This is a genomic window from Ruegeria sp. AP12 (genome assembly GCF_056540025.1).
Genome location: NZ_JBQFVZ010000005.1, coordinates 1 through 24,350, shown reverse-complemented (window position 1 = coordinate 24,350; position 24,350 = coordinate 1). Strand labels below are relative to the sequence as shown.

Genomic DNA, 24,350 nt, shown 5'->3' with positions numbered 1-24,350 from the left:
GACCTTCTTACATCGGGTGCACATGCATACGGATCGCCAGATTGCCCAAAATCCAGACTGTGCCCAGAATGATGATCAGCAGAACAAGGGTTGAGAACAGGATCAGATCCAGATCCTCTCGGCTGCTGCGACGGCGGTCGATATGCAGGAAGTAAACAAGTTGGAAAATAAGCTGGGCCAGCCCCAGCAGACCGATGGTCAGATACACTCCGGTCGTTTCAATCCCCCAGCGATAGGCCACGCCGAACATGGCAAACGTCAGCAGCAGTGACCCGCCATAGCCAATCACATAGCGCCGCCGCTCGCGCCGGTGCATTTCAGAGCGTTTATCCATAGGTCAGCCCTCCGAAATAGACGATTGTGATGATGCCGATCCAGATCAGGTCGAGAAAGTGCCAGAACAGCGCCAGCCGCACCACGCGCGAGATCACCAGATCGGTCATGCCCATCACCCGCAACTGGATGCCCAGCACCACCAGCCACACGCAGCCGGCGGCCACGTGAAGGCCATGCAATGGAACCAGACCGTAGAAGGCCGACAGAAACCCACTGCGCTGCGGGATGCCGCCCTTTTCGGCCATTGCCATAAAGTCCCGGATTTCCAGAACAAGGAAGCTGATGCCCAAAAACAGCGTCACGCCGAACCACAGAATGATCCTTGGCCGGGGCAGGTTGTATTTCAGGGCCAGCATTGCCAACCCAACGGTCAGGCTGCTGGTCAACAGGATCATCGTCTGGGCGAAGATGCTGGTCAGATCGAACAAATCATGCGGTCCCGGCCCGCCCGCCTGCGCATCGATCATGGTGATGTAGATAGCAAACATCAGGCCGAAATAGACCAGATCGCTCATCAAAAAGACCCAGAAGCCGAAGGTTACGACCTCGGATGCCTTGTGGGCGCTGGCGTGGCGGTCGCCGAGGTTGATCCCCGGATAGCTGTGCGTTGGCGCGCGCTTCATGTGACCGCCTCCAAATCCGGGCGGGCGAGGCCGCGGTTTTCCGGCGCGGTCTCATGGTCACGGTCCACGGCGGCTTCGCTATGGACCAGAGCAAGCCAGGCCTCGTGCTCTTTGCGCACCTCTTCGGCTGGAATCGTGATCTCGGTGCTGGTGTCGAAAGTCCAGAGGATGAAGGCCAGGATCATCGCAACGGTCATCAGCGCAGCCAGCCACCAGATCCACCAGACCAAGGCGAACATCCAGATGCCACTAGCTACGCAGAGGATGAAGCCGATGCCTGTGTTGCGTGGCATTTCGATGTCTTCATAGGCCTCAGGCTTGGGATAAGCTGCTCTGCGTTCCTTGGCGATGGCAAAGTTATCCCGGTCCGTCACCTGCGGAATGATGGCAAAGTTATAGGGCGGCGGCGGCGCCGGGATCGACCATTCCAGAGTGCGCCCATCCCAAGGGTCCCCTACAGGCACGCGGGTCTTATCCCGGTCGCGGATGCTGATCCAAAGCTGGACCAGAACTGAAAACAGAGCCGCCGTTATGACCAGCGCTCCGATAACGGCGACAATCATATAGGGGTGAAAGCTGGGGTCTTCCCAACTGTAGGACCGGCGCGGCATGCCCATCAGGCCGACAAAGTACAGCGGCAGGAAGGTCAGCATGAACCCAATGGTCCAAAGCGCAACCGTCGCCCTGCCCCAGCCTTCGTGCAGGCGGAACCCGAAGGCCTTGGGGAACCAGTAATTATAGGCGGCCAGCAAACCGAACAGCACGCCCGGCAGCAGCACATTGTGGAAATGAGCCACCAGAAACAGCGTGTTATGCACCTGATAGTCGACAGTCGGGTTGGCCAGGATCACGCCGCTGAGCCCGCCGATCACAAAAAGCATCAGGAAGGCCAGACCATACAGCATCGGCACCGAGAACCGGATCCGCCCACGCCACAGGGTTGCCATCCAGTCATAAACCTTCACTCCGGTCGGGATCGCGATCAGCATGGTTGCAATGCCAAACACCGCATTGATCAGCGCGCTTTGGCCCATGGTAAAGAAGTGATGCAGCCAGACCGTAAAGGACAGTACCGCAATCGACATGGTGGCGATGACCAGCGAGGCGTAGCCATAAAGTCGTTTGGCCGAGAAGGTCGCGAAGATCTCGGAGTAGATGCCATAGGCGGGCAGCACCAGCAGATAGACCTCGGGGTGGCCGAACAGCCAGAACAGGTTGGCGTAGTTCATCATGTTGCCGCCAAGGTCATTGGTGAAAAAGTGGAAATCCAGATAGCGGTCAGCGGCCAGCAACAGGGCCGCAACGCCCAGGGGCGGCATGGCAAAGACGATCAGGATCGAGCTGCAGATGATCGTCCAGCAATACATCGGCAGCCGCATGAAGGTCATGCCCGGTGCACGCAGCTTGTAGATCGTGACGGCAAAGTTGATCCCGGTCAGCGTGGTTCCTATCCCAGAGACGACAATGGCCCAGATCCAGTAATCCGGCCCAACGCCGGGATTAAACGCGGCCCCTGTATAGGGCGGATAGGCCGTCCAACCTCCGGTCGAGAAATGGCCCACAACCAGCGACACCATCAGCATCATGCCTGCTGAAACGGTCAGGCCTAGGCTGATCTGATTCATCACCGGGAAGGCCACATCCCGCGCGCCGATCATCAGCGGGACGACATAGTTGGCGATACCAAACACAAAGGGCACGGCCACGAAGAAGATCATGATCGTGCCATGGGTGCTGAACAGTTCAGCGAAGTGCTCGGCCTCAAGGAACCCCTCGCCCGGTCCTGCGGCCTGTTGCGCGCGCATGACAACGCCTTCCAGCACGCCCCGCGCCAGCATAACTATGGCGAAGACGACATACATGATGCCGATTTTCTTGTGGTCAGCGCTGGTCAGCCAATCGCGCCAGAGCGGACCCCACAGGCGGAACCATGACAGCAGGGCAACCACCGCAACCGCGCCAACGATAACCACCGCTGCGGCGGCATTGGCGACGATCTCATTTGCGTTCGGGTTCTGGATCAGACCCGTGATGGGAAGCGCATCCCAGCTGAGGCGACCGAAAAAGCCGGACTCTGATGTCATTGCCCGACCTCCTGCCCGTAAGCGGTTGTTCCCGGTTGTTGATCCAATGGCAAAGCCTGCCCCGAGTGATAGCGATGCAGGATCGTCTGAAACAGATCACCGTCGTCCAGCCGGAAATACAGCGCGTTCTCAGGCATTTGCGGAGTACCAAGTGCCGCCTGCACTTCATCCCGGTCTGTGCGCATGGCGAGGGTCTGATAGGTCGCCTGATCCAACACGATGCCATTTTGCCGGACACTTTCGACCCATGTCTCGAATTCGTCAGGCTGCATGGCAAGCGTTTCGAATTTCTGCTTGGTGAAGCCGCGCCCGTTATATTGGGTGTTCTCGCCCTGCATCGTCTCGGGCCGGTCCGCGACCAGATGCAGCTGAGTTGTCATGCCCGGCATCGCATAAATCTGACCCGCAAGCGCCGGGATCATGAAGGATTGCATCACCGTATCCGTCGTCAGCGTCATGGCGATCTGCTGTTTTACCGGAATGCCCAGTTCACCCACGCTGGCGATGCCCAGTTCGGGATAGATGAACAGCCATTTCCAATCCAGACCCACAACCTGAACCTGCACGGCGGGCTCGTCCCCGAAAGGTGCAGCATAGGGATCCAGCCTGTGGGTCGCCTTCCACAGATAGAAGGACAGGATCGCCACGATCACGACCGGGATACCCCACATCAGCATCTCAAGCCGGCCGGAAAAGTCCCAATTCGGGCTGTAAGCCGCAGTGCCACCCTTTCGGCGGCGATAGCGCAGCGCAATCAGAGGGACCAGCACCAGAACAGGCACAACCGCCACAAGGATCAGCACCGTCGCCCGCAACAGGTGTGTTTTCTGAACGGCCGCTATAGGGCCCTGAGGGTCCATGAAACTGTCGCTGGCACCCGCAATCTGGGCCGAGGCAACCAGCATAGCCACCGCGATCAGCGCCAAAACCGACCCGAGGGGCATTCTGATGGTACTCATACCTGCCTGTCCTCTGTGGCCCCCGATTAGCGTCAACTATCGGCAAGTGCAGGACAATTCTCAAGGTTTTTTCGAGAACGTAGAGGATTCGTCTATCGGAAGAGCAGGAATGGATTTATTTGCCCATTTCCTGCATCTTTGATGGCAAGAACTTTGGGTTTAACCAGACAGGCACAGGGCAGCAAACATCCGATGCGCGCATTTCTTTCCATCCTTCTGTTGGTCTTTGCGGCCAGCAGCGCCAATGCGCAGGATCGCGCAGCGGTTGAGCGGCAATTTCAGTCCTGGCTGAACCAAACGATCTGGCCGCAGGCCCGTGCCAAGGGTGTCTCTCGTGACACCATGAACCGCGCCTTTTCGGGTGTCACTTTGAACTGGGACTTGCCCGATCTTGTCCCGCCCGGCAGCAAGGCGAAGACGCCAAAGAAGCAGAAGCAGGCCGAGTTCGGCTCGCCCGGGCGGTATTTCAACGCGGGCTCGGTTCAGGGGGCAACGTCTGTCGGGCGGCAAATGGCGACACGTCATGCCGCAACCCTCGCGCGGGTCGAGGCGCAGACCGGCGTGCCCGCGCGCATCCTTCTGGCCATTTGGGGCCGGGAAAGCGGATATGGACAGGTCCCGATCCGACATGACGCCTTTCAGGTGCTGGCCACCAAAGGGTTCATGAGTACACGGGCGGACTATTTTACCGGTGAATTGATCGCCGCATTGCAGATTGCCGAGGCCGGGCATGTCCGGGACATGAAAAGCTCGTGGGCCGGGGCTTTGGGGCAGCCGCAATTCATGCCATCCAGCTTTCTGACCTATGCCGCCGACGGAAATGGCGACGGGCGGGCGGATATCTGGGGTTCTGCCGATGACACGCTGGCCTCGATTGCGAATTATCTGGCCCGGCATGGCTGGGTCACTGGTCGAGACTGGGGGTTCGAGGTGACGGTGCCCAACACAGTGTCCTGCGCGCTGGAAGGGCCGGATCAGGGACGGGTCATTCGCGATTGGGCGGCAATGGGCATCACGCGCGTCTCGGGCAAGCCCTTCCCGGCCCATGAACTGGTGGGTGAGGGCTATCTGATGATGCCCGCCGGGCGCAACGGACCTGCCTTTGTGGTAACGCCGAATTTCTACGTGCTGAAAGAGTACAACAAAAGCGACCTCTATGCCCTGTTTGTCGGCCATGTCGGAGACCGGATCCAGTTTGGCGTCGGCGATTTCTCTGGCCGCTGGGGGAAGGTTGGCGGCCTCTACCGCTCGGACATTGCGGCGATGCAACGCGCGCTCGAAGCGCAAGGCCATGACGTCGGCGGGGCGGACGGGCTACCGGGGTTCAAAACCCGCCGATCAATTGGACGCTGGCAAGAGGCGACCGGCCAAAGCGCGACTTGTTTTCCGGAACAGCACATGAAGGTCAGCCTGAAAAACTGATCGGGGCATATGCAATGCACAATGGATAAACTCCGGATGACAAATCCTTCACGTTAACGATTGGATTTTGACTCTGACCCTTCCAAATGGCACGATTTATCCTATTCACGCCCATAAGGACGGGCATCATTGATTGATCTGGTTTCGCAGCCTATGAGGAAATGCCGGACGCGCTGCGACCTTCCGGCCGAATTACGAATTGAGAGGCACTATGACACGTAAGGTCACCAAAGCGATTTTTCCCGTAGCCGGGCTGGGCACCCGATTTCTGCCAGCAACGAAATCGGTTCCAAAGGAAATCATGACCCTCGTTGACCGTCCCCTGGTGCAATATGCCATCGACGAAGCACGCGCTGCCGGGATTAAGGAATTCATCTTTGTAACCTCGCGCGGGAAATCCGCGCTTGAGGATTATTTCGACCACAATCTGGTGCTGGAACAGGCGTTAGAGGCCAAAGGCAAACACGATCTGTTGGAAACGCTGAACGCCACCAACATGGAAAGCGGCGCGATTGCCTATATACGTCAGCACAAGGCGTTAGGGCTGGGCCACGCGGTCTGGTGCGCGCGGCGTCTGATCGGGGATGAGCCCTTTGCCGTGATGCTGCCCGACGACGTCATCGCCGCCGACAAACCGTGTTTGCAGCAGATGATCGAAGCCTATGAGGAAACAGGCGGCAACATGGTCGCCGCGATGGAAGTTCCGCATGAACAAACAAGCTCGTATGGGGTTCTGGATGTGGGCGACAATGTGGGCACCGTTGTGCGCACGCGGGGTATGGTTGAAAAACCCAAGCCGGATGAGGCGCCTTCGAACCTGGCCGTGATCGGGCGCTATGTGCTTGGCCCGTCGGTCCTCTATAACCTGAATTCGATGAAATCCGGCAGCGGTGGCGAGATTCAACTGACCGATGCGATCGCGGAAGACATCCGCAACGGCGTACCGGTCTTTGGCTACAAGTTCGACGGGCAGCGCTTCGATTGCGGCTCGAAAGCCGGGTTTTTGCAGGCCACAGTGGCCTTTGCGCTGGCCCGCGACGATCTGCGCGGCGATCTGAGCCAGTATCTGAATGACATCGTTGCCACGGGGAAAGCGGCCCAATAATCACAGGCCCTTTCCCTTGACTGCAATTAAGGCGATACCGTCGGGTACTTGCAGTTCAAAGGCGTGCGCATCATGAATACTGTCTATCCCGTCATTCTGTGCGGTGGGTCAGGCACCCGACTGTGGCCCCTGTCGCGCAAAAGCTACCCCAAGCAGTTCGTGCCGCTGGTGGGTGAGACGAGCCTGTTGCAGGATTGCGCCCAGCGGATGCGCGGGCCGGACGGCGCGCCGTATGCCAAGCCCTTGATTCTGACCAACGAAACCTTCCGCTTTGTTGTGCCCGAGCAGTTGGGGGCCGTTGGCATCGACCCCGGCCCGATTCTGATCGAGCCCGAAGGGCGCAACACTGCGCCTGCGGTTCTGGCGGCTGCGTTGTATCTGGCCAACAGCGATCCAGAGGCGATCATGCTTGTCGCTCCGTCTGATCACGTGGTCCCAGACAAATCCGCCTTTCATGCCGCCGTGGCGCAAGGCGTGAACGCGATTTCTGACCGCGGGGATCTGGTGACATTCGGCATCACGCCGGACCGGCCTGAAACGGGCTACGGCTACTTGAAGCTGAGCCAGACGCCTGACACATCCGGCGCGGCCGTGCCGCTGGATCGGTTTGTAGAAAAGCCGGATTTGGACAATGCCAAGGCCATGCTGGCCGATGGCAGCTATCTGTGGAATTCAGGGATTTTCCTGTTCGCCGTGCGCGACATCGTTGCTGCGTTCGAAGAACACGCACCGGGATTGATCGCCCCCGTCAAACAAGCTGTCGAGCAAGCAAAAACCGATCTGGGCTTTCTGCGGCTGGATGCCGGAGAATGGGCGCAGGCTGACGACATTTCGATCGACTATGCGGTGATGGAAAAGGCCCAAAACCTCAGCGTTGTCCCATATGCCGCTGGCTGGTCCGATGTGGGAAGCTGGACCGCCGTGCACGAATTGAGCCAACCCGACGCAGACGGCGTGGCCACGACCGGAGAGGTCACGACCATCGATTGCCACAACGTCTTAATCCGCTCGGAATCCCCGGCGCAAGAGGTGGTGGCCATGGGTCTTGAAAACATCATCACCGTCGCCATGCCCGATGCGGTTCTGGTCGCCAGCATGGACCGGGCTCAGGACGTCAAACAGGCGGTCAGCGCTTTGAAGGCCAAGGGCGCCAGTCAGGCGGAATCTCTGCCCGTCGATCACCGTCCGTGGGGGTGGTTTGAAAGCCTTGTGGTCGATGACCGGTTTCAGGTCAAACGCATCCACGTCAATCCCGGCGCAGCGCTGAGCCTGCAATCCCATCACCACCGGTCCGAACACTGGATTGTCGTCAAGGGCACGGCCAAGGTCACCATCGACGATGAGGTCCGCCTGGTGTCGGAAAACCAGTCGGTCTACATTCCGTTGGGCGCGGTTCACAGGATGGAAAACCCCGGCAAGGTTCCGATGGTTTTAATCGAAGTTCAGACCGGCAGCTATCTGGGCGAGGATGACATCATCCGGTACGAAGATATCTACGCGCGCAGCTAACTGCGTCTGAAAGGTGGGTTCACAGAATCACCCACCCGGAACACCCTTGGCGAATGCCTGAACAGATCAGCGCTCAGTCAAGGTTTGTCCCCAAATTGGAAACCACCTGTTAGCGGCGGGTAAATCGGGCGTTCGGCCCGGTCAGACGGGATTCACGCGCCTCGCGGCAGGGTGGCGCGCAACAGAAACGTCGGACCGACAGCTACAGGAGGACGCGCCCCGTGTCTCAGAACTCACCCCGATTGAACCTGCCTTTCCTGCAACCGTCGCAGGCACAGAAACACGTCACCCATAACGAGGCGCTGCGCGAGCTGGATCTGGTTGTTCAGTTGACCGTCGCATCTGTCGATGCAATCACGCCACCACCCGCACCCGAACAGGGGGAAATCCACGCATTGGGTGCGACACCCGGCGGGGATTGGTCGGGGCATGGCGGTGAGCTGGCCGCCTGGCTGGACAACGCCTGGCGTTTTGTCGCCCCTCAACCGGGATGGCGCGCTTGGGATCTGGCCAGCGCGCAATTGAAGATTTGGGATGGCAACGCGTGGGTTACTCCTCCGATTGCGACGCAAAATCTGGATGGCGTGGGTGTCGCCACCAGTTATGACAGCACCAACCGATTGTCTGTTCGCAGCCCGGCCACGTTGCTGAGCCATGATGGCGGCGGTCACCAGCTAAAGATCAACAAATCCGGCGCGTCCGAGACCGCATCCCTGCTGTTCCAGTCCAATTGGACGGGCCATGCAGAGATGGGGCTTTCCGGCAGCACTGGCTTTTCGATCAAAGTGTCCCCGGATGGCGGGACATGGACCGAAGCGCTGAGCTTTGATCCCGCCACCGGCCACGCAGCTGGGTCGGCGGTCCAGAGCAGCCCCGATGACACAACCTCGGGTCGCCTGATGCGCGCGGATTACGGCTATGGGCCGGGCAACCTGCTGGGCACAGTGTCAGAAGCGGCAGGCACCCCGACCGGCGCAGTGATCGAACGCGGCAGCAGCGCAACCGGGGACTATGTGCGCTTTGCCGACGGGACCCAAATCTGCACCGCCACATTGCCCGCGACCGATTGCACAAATGTCGAGGGTGCGCTGTTTGCCAGCGCCACCGCGACATGGGCCTTCCCTGCAACCTTCGCGAACACACCCGCGATCAGCGGCGGCGGCGGCGCTTTGGCGCGGTTTGTGGGCTTCGACACCCCATCCGGTTCACAAGCAGCCTACAAGGTGCTGTCCGCAACCTCGGACAGCGCAACCGTGTCACCAACTGCCATCGCTGTCGGGCGCTGGTTCTGACGTAACGCCCTTTCGTTACCCGGCGCAGACTGAACGGGTTGAGTGGATTTGCCTCAACCCGTTCTCTGCGCGCCCAGAGATTGAATCCTCTGCACCAAATCACACCGTCAGAACAGCAAGAAACTGTCGAATGCCGGTCAAAGCCCCTGTCAGGCATTGAAACTGGGCGCAGTTTCTTTGATGGTATCCGCGCCGCAGGCGGTAATTGGTGAGAAGGATTTTTTAGAATGCGTATTGCGATGATCGGCACCGGCTATGTGGGCCTGGTGTCGGGGGTGTGTTTCTCGGATTTTGGCCATGACGTGATTTGTGTCGACAAGGCCGAAGCAAAGATTGAGATGCTGCGGGCCGGAGACGTTCCGATTTACGAGCCCGGCCTTGATGTGCTGATGGCCAAAAACGTAGCCGCAGGACGGCTGAGTTTCACCACCGATCTGGCCGTAGCCGTGGACGGCGCGGATGCAGTTTTCATCGCCGTGGGCACGCCGACGCGTCGCGGCGATGGCCACGCAGACCTGACCTATGTGATGGCCGCCGCGGAAGAGATTGCTCAGGCCGTCACCGGCTACACCGTCATCGTCACCAAATCGACGGTGCCCGTGGGGACCAACCGCAAGGTGCATTCGGTTGTCTCTGCCGCCAATCCGGATGCGGATTTCGATGTCGCCTCGAACCCGGAATTCCTGCGCGAAGGTGCGGCGATTGACGATTTTATGCGCCCCGACCGAGTGGTGGTTGGTGTTGAAAACGACCGCGCCGCCGAAGTGATGGCCGAGATCTACCGCCCGCTCTATCTGCGCGATTTTCCGATCCTGACCACCGATCTGGAAAGCGCCGAGATGATCAAATATGCCGCCAACGCATTTCTGGCGACCAAGATCACCTTCATCAACGAAATCGCGGGCCTGTGCGAACGGGTGGGCGGCGATGTGAAAGAGGTCGCGCGCGGCATTGGCCTGGACGGGCGTATCGGCAACAAGTTCCTGCATGCAGGGCCGGGCTATGGCGGCTCGTGTTTCCCGAAAGACACCGCCGCACTGGCGCGGATCGGTCAGGAGCATGCTCATCCCATGCAGATCACCGAAACCGTCATACGCGTGAATGATGAGGTGAAGAAGCGGATGATCGAGAAAATCCGCGAGGCCTGCAATGACAGTTTCAACGGCAAAACCGTTGCGATGCTGGGCGTCACCTTCAAGCCCAACACCGATGACATGCGCGATGCACCATCGCTGACCATCGTCCCGGCCCTGATCGGCGGCGGGGCCAAGGTGCGCGTGGTCGACCCGCAAGGCAAATCCGAAGGTGAGGCCCTGTTGCCCGGTGTTGACTGGTGCGAGGATCCCTATGCCGCCGCAAAAGGGGCCGACGTCGTGGTTCTGCTGACCGAATGGAACGAGTTCCGCGCGCTGAACCTGAACGATCTGGCCGAGGCGATGAACACGCCCCGGATGGTCGATCTGCGCAACATCTATTCTGAAAGCAAAGTGCTGAAATCCGGCTTTGAAACTTATGTGGGGGTCGGGCGCTGAGCGCCCGATGAACTCGCCCTCACTTCGCAGCGTATAGCGGAACCGAGTTGCTGGCCCCGTCGGTCAATGCCTTGCTCTGATCGCGGCGCACTTGTTCATAGATCGCCAGAGACTCGGATGAGAACAATTCGGTCGGCGGCTGAACCGGGATGAAATTGCTGTGGGCATCAGACCCTCGTGCCAGCAGCGCATAGTCTTTGTCGGCCACCAATTGCCGGGCGCCGGGGCTGAGATAACGGATCGCCAGGCCGATCCGCCGATCTTCGGACTGGTTCGGCCCAGACCCATGGATCGTCAACCCGTGATGAAGCGACATCTGGCCGGGTGCAAGCTCGACATGGGTTTTGTCACTGTCCGCAACGTCTACGGCTACCTCCTGACCACGAGACAATAGGTTGGTGTCCGAATAGGTATCCGTATGCGGCAGGATCGGGTTCTTGTGGCTGGCGCGCACGAAATCCATGCACCCGCTTTCAACCGTTGCCGGTGACAGCGCAATCCAGGCCGTGACCTGATCGGGCGTCTCACCCATGCCCCAATAGGTCAGATCCTGATGCATACCAACCGTGTGCTTGGTATTCGGCTCTTTGATGAAGAACTCGGCCGACCATATCAGAATATCGGGGCCAAGAACGCCTTCGACCACATCCAGAACGCGCGGGTCCTGCGCAATCTGCGCGGTAAGTGGAACGACCAGATGTGCGTTGATCCGCTTATAGGTGTTCAGCGGCAAGGGCAGATCTGCGGCCAGCCAGTCGCGCTCGATCTGCTCCAGTTCCGCCCGATACCCGGCGGCTTCGTCTTTGGAAAAGACGGAAAGAGGAAACAGAAAGCCGTCCTGCCAATACTGGTCGGCCTGTTCTTGGGTCAAAGTGGTATTCATAGACATCCGGTCACCTGTTCGCTTTGCGCGTTCAGCCTATCCCGGCTTTTGAACATTCCATAACTGAACCTCTTGCCTGTCAGGCTAAGCTTGACTTAGCCTGCGCCCATGTCTCGCCGCATTCCCTCTCTCAACTGGTTGCGCGTGTTCGAAGCTGCGGCGCGAACCGAAAGCTTTGCGCGGGCCGCCGCGCAGTTGAACATGTCCGCCGCTGCCGTCAGCCAGCAGGTCAAAGCGCTGGAAACCCGGCTGGGCACGCCTTTGTTCCACCGTCACGCCCATGCGGTTACGCTGACCGAAGCAGGTCGGGCCTATCTGCCATCGGTTCAGCAATCCCTTCTGATGCTGGAAACCGCGACCTCGGGCCTGTTCGGAGAAACCCGCGAGCAGCGGCTTTATGTGCAATCCATTTTGCTGTTCGCCCATGGGATTTTGGCCAAAGGCGTGCCTGCGTTTCAGGCCGCGCAACCGCAGATCAACCTGTCGCTGGCCACCGGGAATATTGCGTCGGACTTCGCCAACCGATTCACGGATCTGCAAATCGTCTTCGGCAACCCCGCCCTGTTCGGCAATGAAGGCGATGAACTGCTGCGCGAGGTTTTGTACCCCGTCGCGCCGCCAGAGATTGCCGCCCGGATTCAAACCCCCCAGGATCTGTTTCAGTTCACTTTGATCGAGGTTTCGACCCATCGCGTAAGCTGGCCGCATTGGTTCGAAACCACGCGTTTACCCGCCGGGCAAGCCCGGTTCTTTTTTGCTGACAATTCGATCATGGCTGCCGAGCTGTCGGCCAGTGGTACCGGGATTGCACTGGCCCGCGCGCCCGCGTCGGATCGGATCATGCAGGTTTCGGGGCTGGTGCCCTGCCTTCCCGACGCTCAGGTCGCCGGGCAAGAGGCCTATCACCTGATCTACCCGTCCCGCACCGACCTGCGACCTCCGGCGCGCGTTTTTCGCGAATGGCTTCTGGACTACAGCGCTGCCGTCCAGACGCGGTAACGTCCCTGCCCTGTGACCTCGCGGATCAGGCCGCGCCGCATGAAGCGGTCGATATTGCGCTGAACCGCCGCGCGCGAGGCTTTGGTGAGTTCCTCGGCCAGCGGGGCCGACACCATCGGCCAGGCGGTCAGCACATCGATCAACACCGGCGGCGTGCGCCCGGACAGGTCCTGCGTGGCTTCACGGGCACGCACCTCCCACGCGCTGACGCGATCCAGATGCAACAGAGCCGCCAGCGCCGCCTGCCCTGCCCCGGTGATCCACGCCGAAAGTTTTGCTTCCGGCTCGCCAACCCCGCGCAAGGCGCCGGGACCGGACAGCGCCAGCGGCATGAACAGCGCCCCGCCCCGCCCCATCGAGGCGGCGTGCCGCGCAGCAATGATTGCGGCCTCGGTATCTTGACCAATTCCTGCGGATAGCGCGCGCCAGGCGTGAAACGCGATTGCCGCCTGCGTTACCGGGTGCAACCCTTCGGCATTGCGCATAACCTCGGCCAGATCGGCAACGGCTTCGGGCACCTCTTCGATCCCCTGCGCCATCCGGTCGAGAAATGCGGCCAGACCGGTCTCCCAGCCTTGCGCCGAGGGCGCCGCGCCAGATGTAAGACGCCGCACGGCCCAACCTGCCCGGAACAGCGCCTGTACATCATCACTGGTCGCGCCGATCCGCAGACCCGTCCACAGGGCCAGCCGGTCGACGCTGATGCGATCCCCGGTCCACCAGCCAAGATCGGATACATCCATCAGCGCAAGACGATGGGTCCACCCCTCGGGTCCGGCCCGCAAGCGCTCGTCCAACGCCCCGAAGGTGACAGCCAGATCCGCCAGTTCGGCGGACAGTTCTGATTGCGCTCTGCGCCAATCGCGCGGATCAAACAAAACCCGCGTATCTGCCCGAGGACCGGGGGGCAGGAAATCGTCGCGTGGTTCATCGTCTTCAGGCGGCAGGAACCACAGATCATCGTCATCCGGAGGGTCGGCGTCATAGATGCTGCGCGGTGTGGCGTCTTCGGCCTCATCCTCAGGCGCAGGTATGACATGTTTCGACTTCATGCCCGCATTCTTTGGGCATTTTGGACGGTTCACAAGGGGTTTCTTCTACAGCGTTTTGCGTTTTGTCTGAGGCACATTCATCGGAATGCGCGATCGACCAAAGGGAGAGGCAGCGCATTCCGCTTCAAGTTAAACGCAAGGCGCTTTAACCCGCAAATGTCTGGGTCAGCACGCCCAATTCACCGCTCAGATCCGTCTGGGGATCGCTGCCCAGCAGCATATAGCCATACCCGCCCTGCGCCCATGTCGCGGTGGCCAGACCGCTCAGCACCGCCTGCTTGACGTCCTTGGCGGGGGCAGCCGGACCCTGCCGGATCACGCAGAAGGCCAGCGGCTGGCCCTGTTCATCCGCGAACACGATCTGAACCAGCGGCTTGCCCTTGAACGAGAGGATCTGTGCCCGCTTCAACTCGAGCCCCGGCAGGGATTCGAGCGTTTCGCGGTTCAAAGACCGGCCCAACGTCTCTTCAGCCTCGGCGATCTGCGCATCCAGCGTGGCAGGCGAGACATCCAGCCCAGCGATGGTTTCCGGCACATATAACGACTGGTAGATCGCCGCCTGCTGCGCCCAACCCAACTCGGCCGGGCGCGTGGCCCAGAAGGTTACTGCAAAGGCAGCAATTGCGGCGGATGCGGCCACGGCAAACAACCGCACCACACCGCCCGACCGTTCAGGGGCAGAGGGCGCAGGCAGGTCAATCTCCGGGGCAACGGCGGGCAGGCCCTCGAACACCTGCTGCACGACGGGCGCAAACGGGTCAAGCGCCATCAGGCGGCCTTCCAGCGCGGCGTCCTGCTCAACCGCTGCTTCGATGGCCCGAGACTGCGCCTCGTCCAGTGTGCCTTCCAGATACGCCTGCAGCGTCTCGTCGGAAAACGTCATTTGCCACTCCGTTGCGCGGTGCCTGCCGCATCATGTTGCATTACGGTCTTCAATTTCTGCCGGGCGCTGGACAACCGGCTCATGATCGTGCCGATGGGAACGTCCAGCAAAGCAGCAGCCTCGCGGTAGCTGTACCCCTCGACGAACACAAGCATCACCGTCTCGCGCTGCGCCTCTGGCAGTTGCATCACTTGTGTAAACACTTCAGCGGCGAAAATATTCGTTTCTGAATCCGGGCCGGTTGCGACAAGCTCGGCCTCGGGCGTCACCGACAACGCCTGCGCCCGTCGCACCGCACGCGAGCGCACCTCATTCAACCAGATCGAGCGGCAGATTGTCATCAGCCAGGAATCCAGCCGATCCTGCGATGTCACCTGATGGTGGCGTTCCAGCGCGCGCAGGCATGTGGCCTGCACCAGATCATCCGCCACATCCGACGCGCCCGACAACGCCAGCGCAAAGCGCCAGACACGTTTGGAATGCGTCTGCACGGCGGTCCGCACCGCCTGTTCCGAGCTCATTTCACCAGCCATCGAATAAAATGCGACCTGTGTGTGTTTCTCCTCCACGGACCGGGCCCGCGTGCTCAGGACTGGCATAACCCGAGGAGGAATGAAATGAAACATCTCATACAGGCAGTCACGTTTGCGTCGGCAATTGTTGCAGGCCCGGCCTTTGCGGCAAGTTGGACATTGGTGCCCGAAAGCTCTCATCTTGCATATGGAAGCATCAAGAAAGACACGGTGGGCGAGGTCAACAGCTTCACCTCGCTTAGCGGTCAGGTCAGCCCGGATGGGCAGGTCGAGGTCGAGATCGACCTGTCCTCGGTCGAGACAAACATCGATATCCGCAACGAACGGATGATCGAATACGTCTTTCGCAAAGCGGGCACCGCAATCCTGACCGCCAAGATCGATATGGACAACCTGACCGCATTGGAGGTCGGCCAAACCATCACGCTGGACAGCCAAGCCGCCCTGTCGCTGGTCGGAACAGATGTCGAATTTGACGCAGAGCTTTTTGTCGCGCGCCTGACGGAGAACTCGGTGCTGGTGACAACAAGCGACATGGTATTCGTCAGCACCGAAGATGCGGGCGTGAATGCGGGCATCGACAAGCTGATGGAACTGGCCGATCTGCCGGGCATCACCCGCACCGTTCCCGTCACCGCGCGGTTTGTCTTTCATTTGGATGACGAACAGGCCAGCATTGCGCCCGTATCCTCGCCTCAGGTCGCTGCCGTCGCGCTGGACGGCGACGTCAAAGCCGGTAAAAAGGTATTTCGTAAATGCAGCGCCTGCCATCAGGTGAAAGAGGGGCGCAACGGCGTTGGCCCATCGCTGTTCGGAATCATCGGCGCCCAGGCCGCACAGGTCGACGGGTTCCGATACTCAGAGGCCTTGCAGGAGTCCGGCATCACCTGGACATCCGAGACCCTATCCACCTTTCTGCGCGACCCAAGGGGCGTGGTTCTGGGCAACAAAATGCAGTTTCCGGGCCTCAAAAAGGACGAAGATATCGTGAATCTTCTGGCGTATTTGAGGGATCAGGCGACAGGATGACGCCGGAGGCGCATACCTGCAGGGAAAACGCTTCTACATGAGCTTAGCTGACGGATAGTCGCCTGAGGCTCAGGGTCAGGCGACAGCCCGCTTATACTTACCAACGCTTGGCCACATAGCCTTTGCCGCCGTCGGCATTCATCGGAATATTTGCCTCCAGCGTTCTCTAAACTTTTTCGAACAGGCCTCTGTTTTGAGGCCCCGCGAAGAAGCTAGAATTTTATTCTTAGTTATTAGCACCTTGACGCAACCCAAAACACGCAAGTAACCCACGATCGCGCAGGATAGTGCCCTGCAGCAGTAAGCTTCTTGGCACGACACAGCAACGTCGCGCGCATTGAATTCAGTCGCGGATGCCCACTTGGTTCGCGAAATTGACTCTTTCGCCAAAGCAGCTCGGTTGATACGATGTTGCACCCACTTTCAAAAATGTTAGACAATTTTAGTCGTTAGAGCGGCGAGCCTTAGGCTTAGGGCAAACGCCGAACGAACTCGCGCAAGGACTTTCAAGCCAGTGAACCGAATGAACATCAGCGTAACCAAGTCAATCCAAGGCCAAAAAGACCTGGTCGATGAAGTGATCGCCAGCTTCGCTCAGAAAGGTCGCATATTGGACATCGGTACTGGATCTGGTCTGGCAGCCCGCAGCTTTTTCAGTGCAGGTTGGGATGTTCTGGCATCCGGCATGGACATGGAAGCTTATTTGGACGAAGACCAAGGGGGCTTTCCGGAGGGCATTGAACTGCTGCCCGATCTGGATATTTGCGACATGCAATCGATCGCCACGTCCAGTCTCGATTGCGTTTGGTGTGCTCATGTTCTGGAACATGTCTCTGACACCGGCCGCGCGCTAGGTGAAATCCGGCGTGTGCTGAAACCTGATGGCCACCTCTTTATAGCCGTTCCGCCATTCAAACATCAGGTCGTGGGGGGGCATGTCAACTCGGGCTGGAACCTCGGCACCTTGATGTATGTCCTTGCTGACGCCGGGTTCGATCTGTCCGAAGGACGGTTCATTCACCACGGCTACAATCTGTTCGGAATCGCTCAGCGTGGCCCCGGCCCGTTACCAAAGGGCGCATTGCACAGGGCAAATGGAGACCTTGAAACGCTGCGGGATGCAGGGCGTTTCCCGAAAGGTTTCGATGCGAAGCAACGATTCGAAGGGCAGCTGACCCAAGTCAACTGGAAGTGGAATACGATACCCGAACAGGTTCCTGTATCTCGAAAAACACTGAGAACTCCTCCGCCAATCGCGAAGATGCGGATCGCATTCTTCGTCCCGTGGATCACGAAAGGGCGCGGAGGCACTGAAAATGTCGGTCAAATGATGGCCAACGCGATGGCGCGGCGCGGCCACGCAGTCATGGTCCTCACTTTCGATGACGACAAACAACCGTCTCGCTGGGAGTTGGATCCGTCGATCAACCTCGTTCACTTGAGCGAGGCAGATACGGAACGAAACCACCAACAAATGCTTCTCGAAGTTGCCCGCTGGAACCCCAGTGTACTGGTTGGGCTGCATATGAATCGTAGTTATTTGCGGTACGTCCGTTGCGCCGGAAAGCTGGGCCTACCCTTGGTTTTGTCGGAGCACTCTGAACCGAAGGACGTATTTGACCGCGGAACAAACTCGAAATGGGAGCGCGAGTTGGCGTTTACGGGGGCCACCCGGATTCATTTGGTCAACCCATCACTTCTAGACGATTTGCCCAAGTTTATCGCTGACAAGACCAAGTTCATTCCCAATACCGTGAACCAAGCGACTCAACTTGCTGAACCTGCAGGCTCAACTGGTCGCAAGGTCCTCCTGTGCGTCGCGCGATTGGTTCCCAGAAAGAACTTGTCGGTCCTCCTAAGAGCATTTGCCACCGCCGTAGCGAAACAACCGGAATGGCATCTTCAGATTGTGGGGGGTGGTCCCGAGTTAGAATCGCTTCAGAAGCTGACGTCGAGCTTGCGGATTTCCAAAAACGTGGAATTTGTTGGTCATCAGGATAACGTCGCCCGTTTTTACCAAAACGCGCACCTTTTTACATTGCCATCGGTGTCCGAGGTATTCGGATTGGTGACCCTCGAAGCCATGGCACATGGGTTGCCGGTGGTCGCAATGCGAACATCAATCGGTGCATCGTTGCTTGTAGAAAACGAAAAAACCGGACTCCTTTCGTCGGGACCATTTGGTCTCGGAAGTTATCCGGAAGACTTGGAACGCTTAATGTCAAATTCTGACCTTCGTTCCACAATGGGTCAGAACGCAATCGAACGGTATCGCCAATTTTTTGCGCCGGACATTGTTGAAGATCAATGGGAAGAACTTATCAGTGAAGCCGTTGAAAACAAACGAACACGTGCACGACCGACAGCCGAAGACTATCTTACCGCCCGTGTTGATGATCTTATTTTCGGCGATATGAGTCGCGTGGGTAAAAGCTGATTAGGTCGCAAAGCATGTCACAAAGCCATACAGATAAATACCTCCGGTTCAGAGGATTTTTGACCTCCCAGCAGAAAGACTGCAACGATGAGGTTGATATACGCTCAAAGGTCCTCGGATTACGCGAGTCCAAGCTGACCATCGGCTATGTAGAAAGCTCCCTGAAGTCGGGAAATGGTGCAAATCTACGCCTGCTCTTTCCGAACTCATTGGCGTTGGACAACCCAAACTGGAAGAAAAGCCAGAACTTCTTGATCACCGGTAACCTCTTCGAAGACGAGGAACACAGCCACCGTGCGACAATGCGGCTATTCAATGAGCAGATCCCTCTGGATGGCGCTATACTATTTGAGCTCGGATTCCTCGCTTCGACTCACAGTTGGTCGCACGCTTTTAAGTCCGGCGATCCGAAGATGGCTTGCCTGGGCTATGTGTACGACGACCTTGCTCACTACTATATGGCGGATTATCCGAACCGTCTGATCCGAAAGCTGAATAGCGACGACGAGCCGACTGAGGATGAAATTGCAAGGTCGCGGCGATTGATTGAACGCATCGTTCAACAGCGCATCAGTAAGTACAATGCTCAGCCAATGGAACCCCCGGCGCTTAGGCAGTCATTTACGCGCCGTGTCTTGGTTTGCGATCAGTCTTTTGCAGACGCTTCAACTCTCTACGGAAAGATTGACGAAGCCGGTTTCGAGCGAATGCTTCTTTCCGCAATTCAGGAAAATCCTGGCGCTGAAATCATTGTTAAATCTCATCCGGACACATCTTGGGAAAAAGAAAAGAGGGTCGGTTACTATTCACACCTTCAAAGCACAGGTCGCATCCGGATACTGCGAGAGCCAGTCAATCCGTTTACTCTGTTCGAGTTGGTCGACACTGTATATGTCGGGTCCAGTCAACTGGGACTCGAAGCGCTCTTTGCTGGAAAGAAAGTAGTTTGTTTTGGCGCTCCTTTCTATTCCGGCTGGGGATTAACTGATGATCGTCAACCGATTCCGCACCGGCATCGGAGCCGGACGCTAGAGGAAGTTTTTCACTACTTCTATATCTGGTACACCATCTATCATGTGCCGGGATACTCAGCACCCAGTCAGATCGAAGATGTACTGGACTTTATCGAAGAAAACAGGCCCTTTAGCCTGCCATGTGCCGCGTCGGATGCCGAAGAAACACCAAAAGTTTCGATTGTTATCCCTGTATATGGCGTAGAAAACTATATCGAGAAGTGCATTACTTCAGTTCAAAAGCAAACTCTGCGTGACATAGAAATAATCCCGGTAAACGACTGTTCACCGGATGCAAGCCAGGACGTAATTGATCGCCTGGCAACTCACGATGCAAGAATACGTCCAATTTTATTGGACAAAAACGTTGGCCAGGGCTTTGCGCGTAACGAGGCTATCAAAGCGGCGCGTGGAGACTATGTTTGGTTTCTCGACGGTGACGACTGGCTGGAAAACCCCAGGGTCTTGAGTGAACTCTATAATCGCGCAATATCAGAGAACTTTGACATGGTGCGCGGCCGTAAGGCTTATGAGGCTATTTTTGTCGGCGATGAACTGGTTGAAAAGAAGCAGGACAGAGCCGAACGTTTCTTTGAGGACGACGTCTATCGAACGACTTACGCGGATACGCCAAATATTCTGAATAACAGGCATTTCTGGGTCTGGCTGTATCGCCGGGAATTCTTGCTGCAGAACGATATCCACTTCCGGACTACGCAGTGGGAAGAGAGAGCTTTTCTTGTGAAAGCCCTTGTGAACGCAGAAAAAATCAGCCTGCGCAACATAGATTCTACGGCGTATCGAATTCGAGTTGGCTCTACGGCCCGTCGCGTTCGTACCGCTCGAGACTTCGAGCTAATGTTGCAGAACTTCAAATTCACGCTCGATACCCTGCTCGATGCCGGTGCGGGCGATGCCAGCAGCCCGCTACGCGAACATCTTCGCTACAACGTGTCACAATTGCTCGCTCAATTGGTCGATGGTGAAGCCTATCGGTTTGCCGTTTCTGAAGGGCCGGGTAAGCGTGACGCGTTCATAAAAAGCGTGAAGCAGATCCTTGAGCATTGCCAAATCTCACCGGACGAAGTCCTCTCGGAGTTTGTACATAATAACAAATCGCTTGCGAGAGCTTCGGCTTATCCATTGATTGCCGCAAGTATTTTGGCAGAACGTGCTGACATACTGGACTATGTGATCAACAGAGAGCCGATACCACAGGACAAGTTGTACGAGGTCACATTAAAGGAAACGCAGGCAGCCACACCCCAGCGGGACCTGCAGACCGCCTTGAATACCTACGCGCGTAACGAACGCGTGACGATTGCCAAGCCAGCGGCCAGCAAACCTTTCGACAAGCCCCGGATTGTTGTTCATATCGGCTCAACAAAAACCGGCAGCACCTACATTCAACACCTGTTAGAGCAGAACCGACCTGAATTGATGCGTAATGGGGTGTGGTATCCCGAAGTCGGTCTGTTCTGGCAGGAGTCGAGACCGCACAAACAGGCGGGACACGCGGGCGTTGTGCCTTATATCGTGTCAGACGATCGCTTTTTCCTGCAATATATTGAACGCGGCCTTCAACTTATGGAAGGGCGCATTCATACCATTGTCCTTTCCAGCGAAGCGTATTTCTTACAAAAGAACGCGCATAAAATTCCAGAGTACTTCTCTGGCTATGATGTTGAGATGATCGTCTATCTGCGCGATCAGGTCGAATGGGCCAACGCGCAATATTGCGAGTTTGTGGCCGGCGGAGCAATCGGCAGAGTTGAAGACCCGATTTCCAACTGGTTGGAAAGCGCCGAGGTTGCCCGTTTCCTGGACTACCGAAACGTGTTGAACGCCTGGGCCAGCACGATTGAGCGGGAGAAGATAACCATTCGTCTTTTCCAGAAGTCCGAGTTGATAGACAACGATCTTGTTACGGATTTTTCCCAATCGACAGATTTGGAACTGTTGACCAGGCTTCCCATGCCATCGAAATCTCAGACCAATTCCGTTCAACTGTCCGGGCCGCATGTTGAGTTAATCCGAAGCTACAACTCAAGACCATTTCGAACAAAAGAGGCATATCTGGACTTCATCGAAGAGGCGACGACAGGCCTTAGCAACTGGAGGAAGTCGCGCGACCTGCCAATGCCAAAACCTTGGCTGCTGACCCCTGACAACGAAGACTGGATCAGATCTGCCTGTCAGGAGACGAATGCAAACATCGCACAGCTGTGGCTTGGACGATCGACAGGCACGTTGTTTGGCGGCGACAAGGCCAAACCGGCCGAAACCGCTTTGTATCAAGACGAAATTGCGATCGTCTCCAAAGCCTATGATCGCTTCAAGCCGGTCCAAGAACTCGAAGCAGAGCCAATGCAGAATGCTGTAGGTCGATCCAAGATTCTCGTCAACTATGGTATATTTGGCTGGCGGCTTTGGTTGCTGTCTCCGGTCTTGCGCCGGGTCTGGAAAAACCGCCTTACGCCCCAGACCAAGGCAATTTACAAGCGAAACCCTGCAAGGTTCGCGCGTGAGAAGTGGACGCGGAAAAAGCGTGACAAACTCATCGTTGACCTGATCTTTCCTGATTGGAACGTTATGGGTCCATTTGGAGTTTTGCGTGCTTGGCGGCCGATTGTCCGGCCCGTACTCAAATCGAAGCGTCACCCTGAACGGCTGGAACAATTCGACGCTGACCCTGTCCTGTTTGCACGCAATCAAGACAATAAACTGCACCGGATAGTTGGGCGTTTGTTGTATCCCATGGGTGAATTGAGGGAAAAATAATGTCGCCGACAGACGCTGAAGTCATTCTGGAACTGTCCGATGGCCACCTTACCAATCCGTCTGATGGCGACAGGCACCGCTTGTTCTATTCTTCGGTCATGTTGGCATTAAGCGATCTCTCTGTTCGTGTGCGGCCCGTGCGTTTGCCCTTTGGCGCTGACAAGAGCCCGCGCCTTTACAAACCAGGTCAATTGGTCATCAGTTTCCATTCCATTGGCCGGGCGGGAAATGTTCTGCGCTTCAAAGAAAGCTACGTTCCACCTTATTACACTTTGGACAGGCTCGGATATTCCGGCTTCTCGGAATTGGCGACCCATCCGTCAAACTTCCTGGATCGTATTGAGCGGACTTCGTCAAAGGAAGCAGAGCGTTTTGTAGCGGGTCTGGCCAAATCGCAAGCTGAAGGGAACGCATCAAAGTACAAGCAGTCAAAGATCAAGTCGCACCCGCCGGGGCAATTCATCTTCATGCCGCTGCAAACAGTCGAAGATACCGTAGCCGAGCTCAACCACATCAAACCGCCTCAGGTTGCGTTTGCGTTGGCGGATTATTGTGAGAAAGTTGGCCAGACTCTGGTCATAAAACGCCACCCTTCATGCAAATCCCGTGCCGTAGAAAAAATGCTGATTGACTTGCAGCGCAAGTTCGAAAGCGTTTATCTGACGGACGGTTCGATCCATGGGCTGATTAACAAGGCGTCCTGTGTGGTTGGAGGAAACTCCGGTGTCCTATTCGAGGCTTTGCTGCAAGGGGCCAATGTGATCACCTTCGCGAAATCGGATTTCGCGTTGGCCACGACACATGTAACCGAACTTGACAGCTTGCTGAAAGCTTGTGGAAAACCTTCGCCGATTGATCCGGCTTTTCAGAAAAAATTTTTGACCTGGTACCTCACTAAATACTGTGTTCTGGCCGATGACGTGCCGGAAATCAGATTGCGTATCGCCAAGGCGCTGGCCCAGCTGGATATCCCCGCAAACCTGGTCAATGTAGAGCAGCAAAGCCTGTATGACGAATATGCGTCATCCGAGATGCAACGGCGAAAGAGGTTTTTGAAATCTTCCGAGCCCTACTCAACCTAGCGCTCAGAGTTCCACCTGGCCCTGACGCGGCTCAGTCGAAAGACAAAAATTGGTCTGGAACGCCGGCAACTGCGTGATTGAACCCGGAAATCTGCAATTGCTTCAGATTTTGGAGCGACGCCACAGGACGGCACCGCTCCAATCGTTTCAGAGCAGGAAAACGTCATCTTCCAAAATGTTCGCGATACCCAGATCGCCACCGCTATCAACTATGTCAATCGACACCGGCTCCGATGTACCGTCCAAGCCCAACCGCTCGGAAAGATCGAAGCCATTTGCCAGCAATTCTTCGCCCTCAGTGGCGTGGTCCGTATCCAAGGGAACAAAATCGAATTCCGGTTCATCTGACAAACTGTCCGAAATCGGCGCAAGGAAGGCCATCTTTTGTTGGGCAACTTTTGGCGCGGGACCAATAAAGCCGCTTCCATCCAGATCAACGCCATAGAACACCTCGACATCAACGACGTTGGTGATCGGCTGGCCGCTCACACGCACGCCTTGATCGTCAAGCGTCCATTCCGCATAGCGGCCATCTTCATGCTGCAGCAGGAGCAGGTAACCCGGACCGTTGCTTTCAACCTGAATCGCGCTCCAGCCGGGCAGGCTGTCAGGGCCGATCTGGTCCCCTCTCCATGTCACTTCCGTGCTGCCGTCGATCAGGTAAACCCCACGCGTCGACGAGGCCAGCGTTGTCGCGCCGTCATCTTCAACGGTCGTCGTGAAATGACCAATCGTGCCATCATTGTTCAGATCAGCACCATAGAACACCTCGACATCAATGACGTTGGTGATCGGC

19 protein-coding genes are annotated in these 24,350 nt (G+C 57.4%); 10 read left to right on the top strand and 9 right to left on the bottom strand.

All coding sequences use genetic code 11. The features are described 5' to 3' along the window. Positions 1-7: 7 nt before the first annotated feature. Genes ACR0E6_RS14320 through ACR0E6_RS14305 form a run of 4 tightly spaced genes read right to left on the bottom strand, consistent with a single transcriptional unit; the run spans position 8 to position 4,002 of the window. Positions 8-334, bottom strand: a complete 327-nt coding sequence (locus ACR0E6_RS14320; protein WP_480584532.1) for a cytochrome o ubiquinol oxidase subunit IV — start codon at positions 332-334, stop codon at positions 8-10. Then, positions 327-959 (bottom strand): cytochrome c oxidase subunit 3, encoded by a 633-nt coding sequence (locus tag ACR0E6_RS14315; RefSeq protein ID WP_480584530.1) that lies wholly within the window; start codon positions 957-959, stop codon positions 327-329. The genes ACR0E6_RS14320 and ACR0E6_RS14315 overlap by 8 nt, the downstream gene beginning before the upstream one ends. Further along, entirely contained in the window at positions 956-3,043 is a 2,088-nt protein-coding gene (locus ACR0E6_RS14310; RefSeq protein ID WP_480584528.1) for a cbb3-type cytochrome c oxidase subunit I, read from the bottom strand. Before ACR0E6_RS14310 ends, ACR0E6_RS14315 begins: the two co-directional genes overlap by 4 nt. Beyond that, a complete protein-coding gene (locus ACR0E6_RS14305) occupies positions 3,040-4,002 on the bottom strand; it encodes a cytochrome ubiquinol oxidase subunit II family protein (RefSeq protein ID WP_170453721.1) in 963 nt (320 codons plus the stop codon). Before ACR0E6_RS14305 ends, ACR0E6_RS14310 begins: the two co-directional genes overlap by 4 nt. A gap of 192 nt (positions 4,003-4,194) precedes the next feature. On the opposite strand from ACR0E6_RS14305, the gene ACR0E6_RS14300 reads away from it, so the two are divergent. From ACR0E6_RS14300 to ACR0E6_RS14280, 5 genes are all read left to right on the top strand, one after another. After that, a complete protein-coding gene (locus ACR0E6_RS14300; RefSeq protein WP_480584526.1) occupies positions 4,195-5,424 on the top strand; it encodes a lytic murein transglycosylase in 1,230 nt (409 codons plus the stop codon). Between the two features lie 211 nt (positions 5,425-5,635). Next, entirely contained in the window at positions 5,636-6,529 is an 894-nt protein-coding gene (galU, locus tag ACR0E6_RS14295; protein WP_170453719.1) for a UTP--glucose-1-phosphate uridylyltransferase GalU, read from the top strand. Positions 6,530-6,601: 72 nt separating this feature from the next. Next, the gene (locus ACR0E6_RS14290) at positions 6,602-8,038 is read left to right on the top strand and encodes a mannose-1-phosphate guanylyltransferase/mannose-6-phosphate isomerase (protein WP_480584524.1); all 1,437 of its coding nucleotides are present in this window, start codon (positions 6,602-6,604) and stop codon (positions 8,036-8,038) included. 221 nt (positions 8,039-8,259) lie between these two features. Next, positions 8,260-9,330 carry a DUF2793 domain-containing protein gene (locus ACR0E6_RS14285; protein WP_480584522.1) on the top strand — a complete coding sequence of 357 codons (1,071 nt, stop codon included), beginning with the start codon at positions 8,260-8,262 and terminating at the stop codon, positions 9,328-9,330. A gap of 227 nt (positions 9,331-9,557) precedes the next feature. Further along, complete coding sequence (locus tag ACR0E6_RS14280) at positions 9,558-10,862, top strand: UDP-glucose dehydrogenase family protein (RefSeq protein WP_480584520.1); 1,305 nt, start codon at positions 9,558-9,560, stop codon at positions 10,860-10,862. A gap of 19 nt (positions 10,863-10,881) precedes the next feature. Here ACR0E6_RS14280 and ACR0E6_RS14275 read toward each other — a convergent pair whose 3' ends face one another. Next, positions 10,882-11,745 (bottom strand): phytanoyl-CoA dioxygenase family protein, encoded by an 864-nt coding sequence (locus tag ACR0E6_RS14275; protein ID WP_480584518.1) that lies wholly within the window; start codon positions 11,743-11,745, stop codon positions 10,882-10,884. A 108-nt stretch (positions 11,746-11,853) separates the two neighbouring features. Between ACR0E6_RS14275 and ACR0E6_RS14270 the strand changes: the two genes are divergently transcribed. Next, entirely contained in the window at positions 11,854-12,744 is an 891-nt protein-coding gene (locus tag ACR0E6_RS14270) for a LysR family transcriptional regulator (RefSeq protein ID WP_480584516.1), read from the top strand. Here ACR0E6_RS14270 and ACR0E6_RS14265 read toward each other — a convergent pair. The 3 genes from ACR0E6_RS14265 to ACR0E6_RS14255 form a co-directional block, all read right to left on the bottom strand. Then, positions 12,717-13,796 carry a helix-turn-helix domain-containing protein gene (locus ACR0E6_RS14265; protein WP_480584514.1) on the bottom strand — a complete coding sequence of 360 codons (1,080 nt, stop codon included), beginning with the start codon at positions 13,794-13,796 and terminating at the stop codon, positions 12,717-12,719. The two genes, ACR0E6_RS14270 and ACR0E6_RS14265, sit on opposite strands and share 28 nt — an antisense overlap. 145 nt (positions 13,797-13,941) lie before the next feature. Further along, positions 13,942-14,679, bottom strand: coding sequence for an anti-sigma factor (locus tag ACR0E6_RS14260; RefSeq protein WP_480584512.1), 738 nt, complete (start codon positions 14,677-14,679; stop codon positions 13,942-13,944). Next, positions 14,676-15,212, bottom strand: a complete 537-nt coding sequence (locus ACR0E6_RS14255; RefSeq protein ID WP_170453711.1) for an RNA polymerase sigma factor — start codon at positions 15,210-15,212, stop codon at positions 14,676-14,678. Before ACR0E6_RS14255 ends, ACR0E6_RS14260 begins: the two co-directional genes overlap by 4 nt. Positions 15,213-15,296: 84 nt before the next feature. Between ACR0E6_RS14255 and ACR0E6_RS14250 the strand changes: the two genes are divergently transcribed. The 4 genes from ACR0E6_RS14250 (at position 15,297) to ACR0E6_RS14235 (ending at position 23,554) form a co-directional block, all read left to right on the top strand. Continuing rightward, on the top strand, positions 15,297-16,241 hold the full coding sequence (locus ACR0E6_RS14250) for a c-type cytochrome (protein ID WP_480584510.1): 945 nt from the start codon (positions 15,297-15,299) through the stop codon (positions 16,239-16,241). A gap of 523 nt (positions 16,242-16,764) precedes the next feature. Then, positions 16,765-18,678 (top strand): glycosyltransferase, encoded by a 1,914-nt coding sequence (locus ACR0E6_RS14245; RefSeq protein WP_480584508.1) that lies wholly within the window; start codon positions 16,765-16,767, stop codon positions 18,676-18,678. Between the two features lie 14 nt (positions 18,679-18,692). Continuing rightward, the gene (locus ACR0E6_RS14240) at positions 18,693-22,472 is read left to right on the top strand and encodes a glycosyltransferase (RefSeq protein WP_480584506.1); all 3,780 of its coding nucleotides are present in this window, start codon (positions 18,693-18,695) and stop codon (positions 22,470-22,472) included. Beyond that, positions 22,472-23,554: a capsular polysaccharide export protein, LipB/KpsS family gene (locus ACR0E6_RS14235; RefSeq protein ID WP_480584504.1), complete on the top strand. Its 1,083-nt coding sequence runs from the start codon at positions 22,472-22,474 to the stop codon at positions 23,552-23,554. The genes ACR0E6_RS14240 and ACR0E6_RS14235 overlap by 1 nt, the downstream gene beginning before the upstream one ends. A 147-nt stretch (positions 23,555-23,701) precedes the next feature. Here ACR0E6_RS14235 and ACR0E6_RS14230 read toward each other — a convergent pair. Continuing rightward, positions 23,702-24,350 (bottom strand): hypothetical protein (locus ACR0E6_RS14230; protein WP_480584502.1); only part of this gene is annotated, 649 nt, incomplete at its 5' end.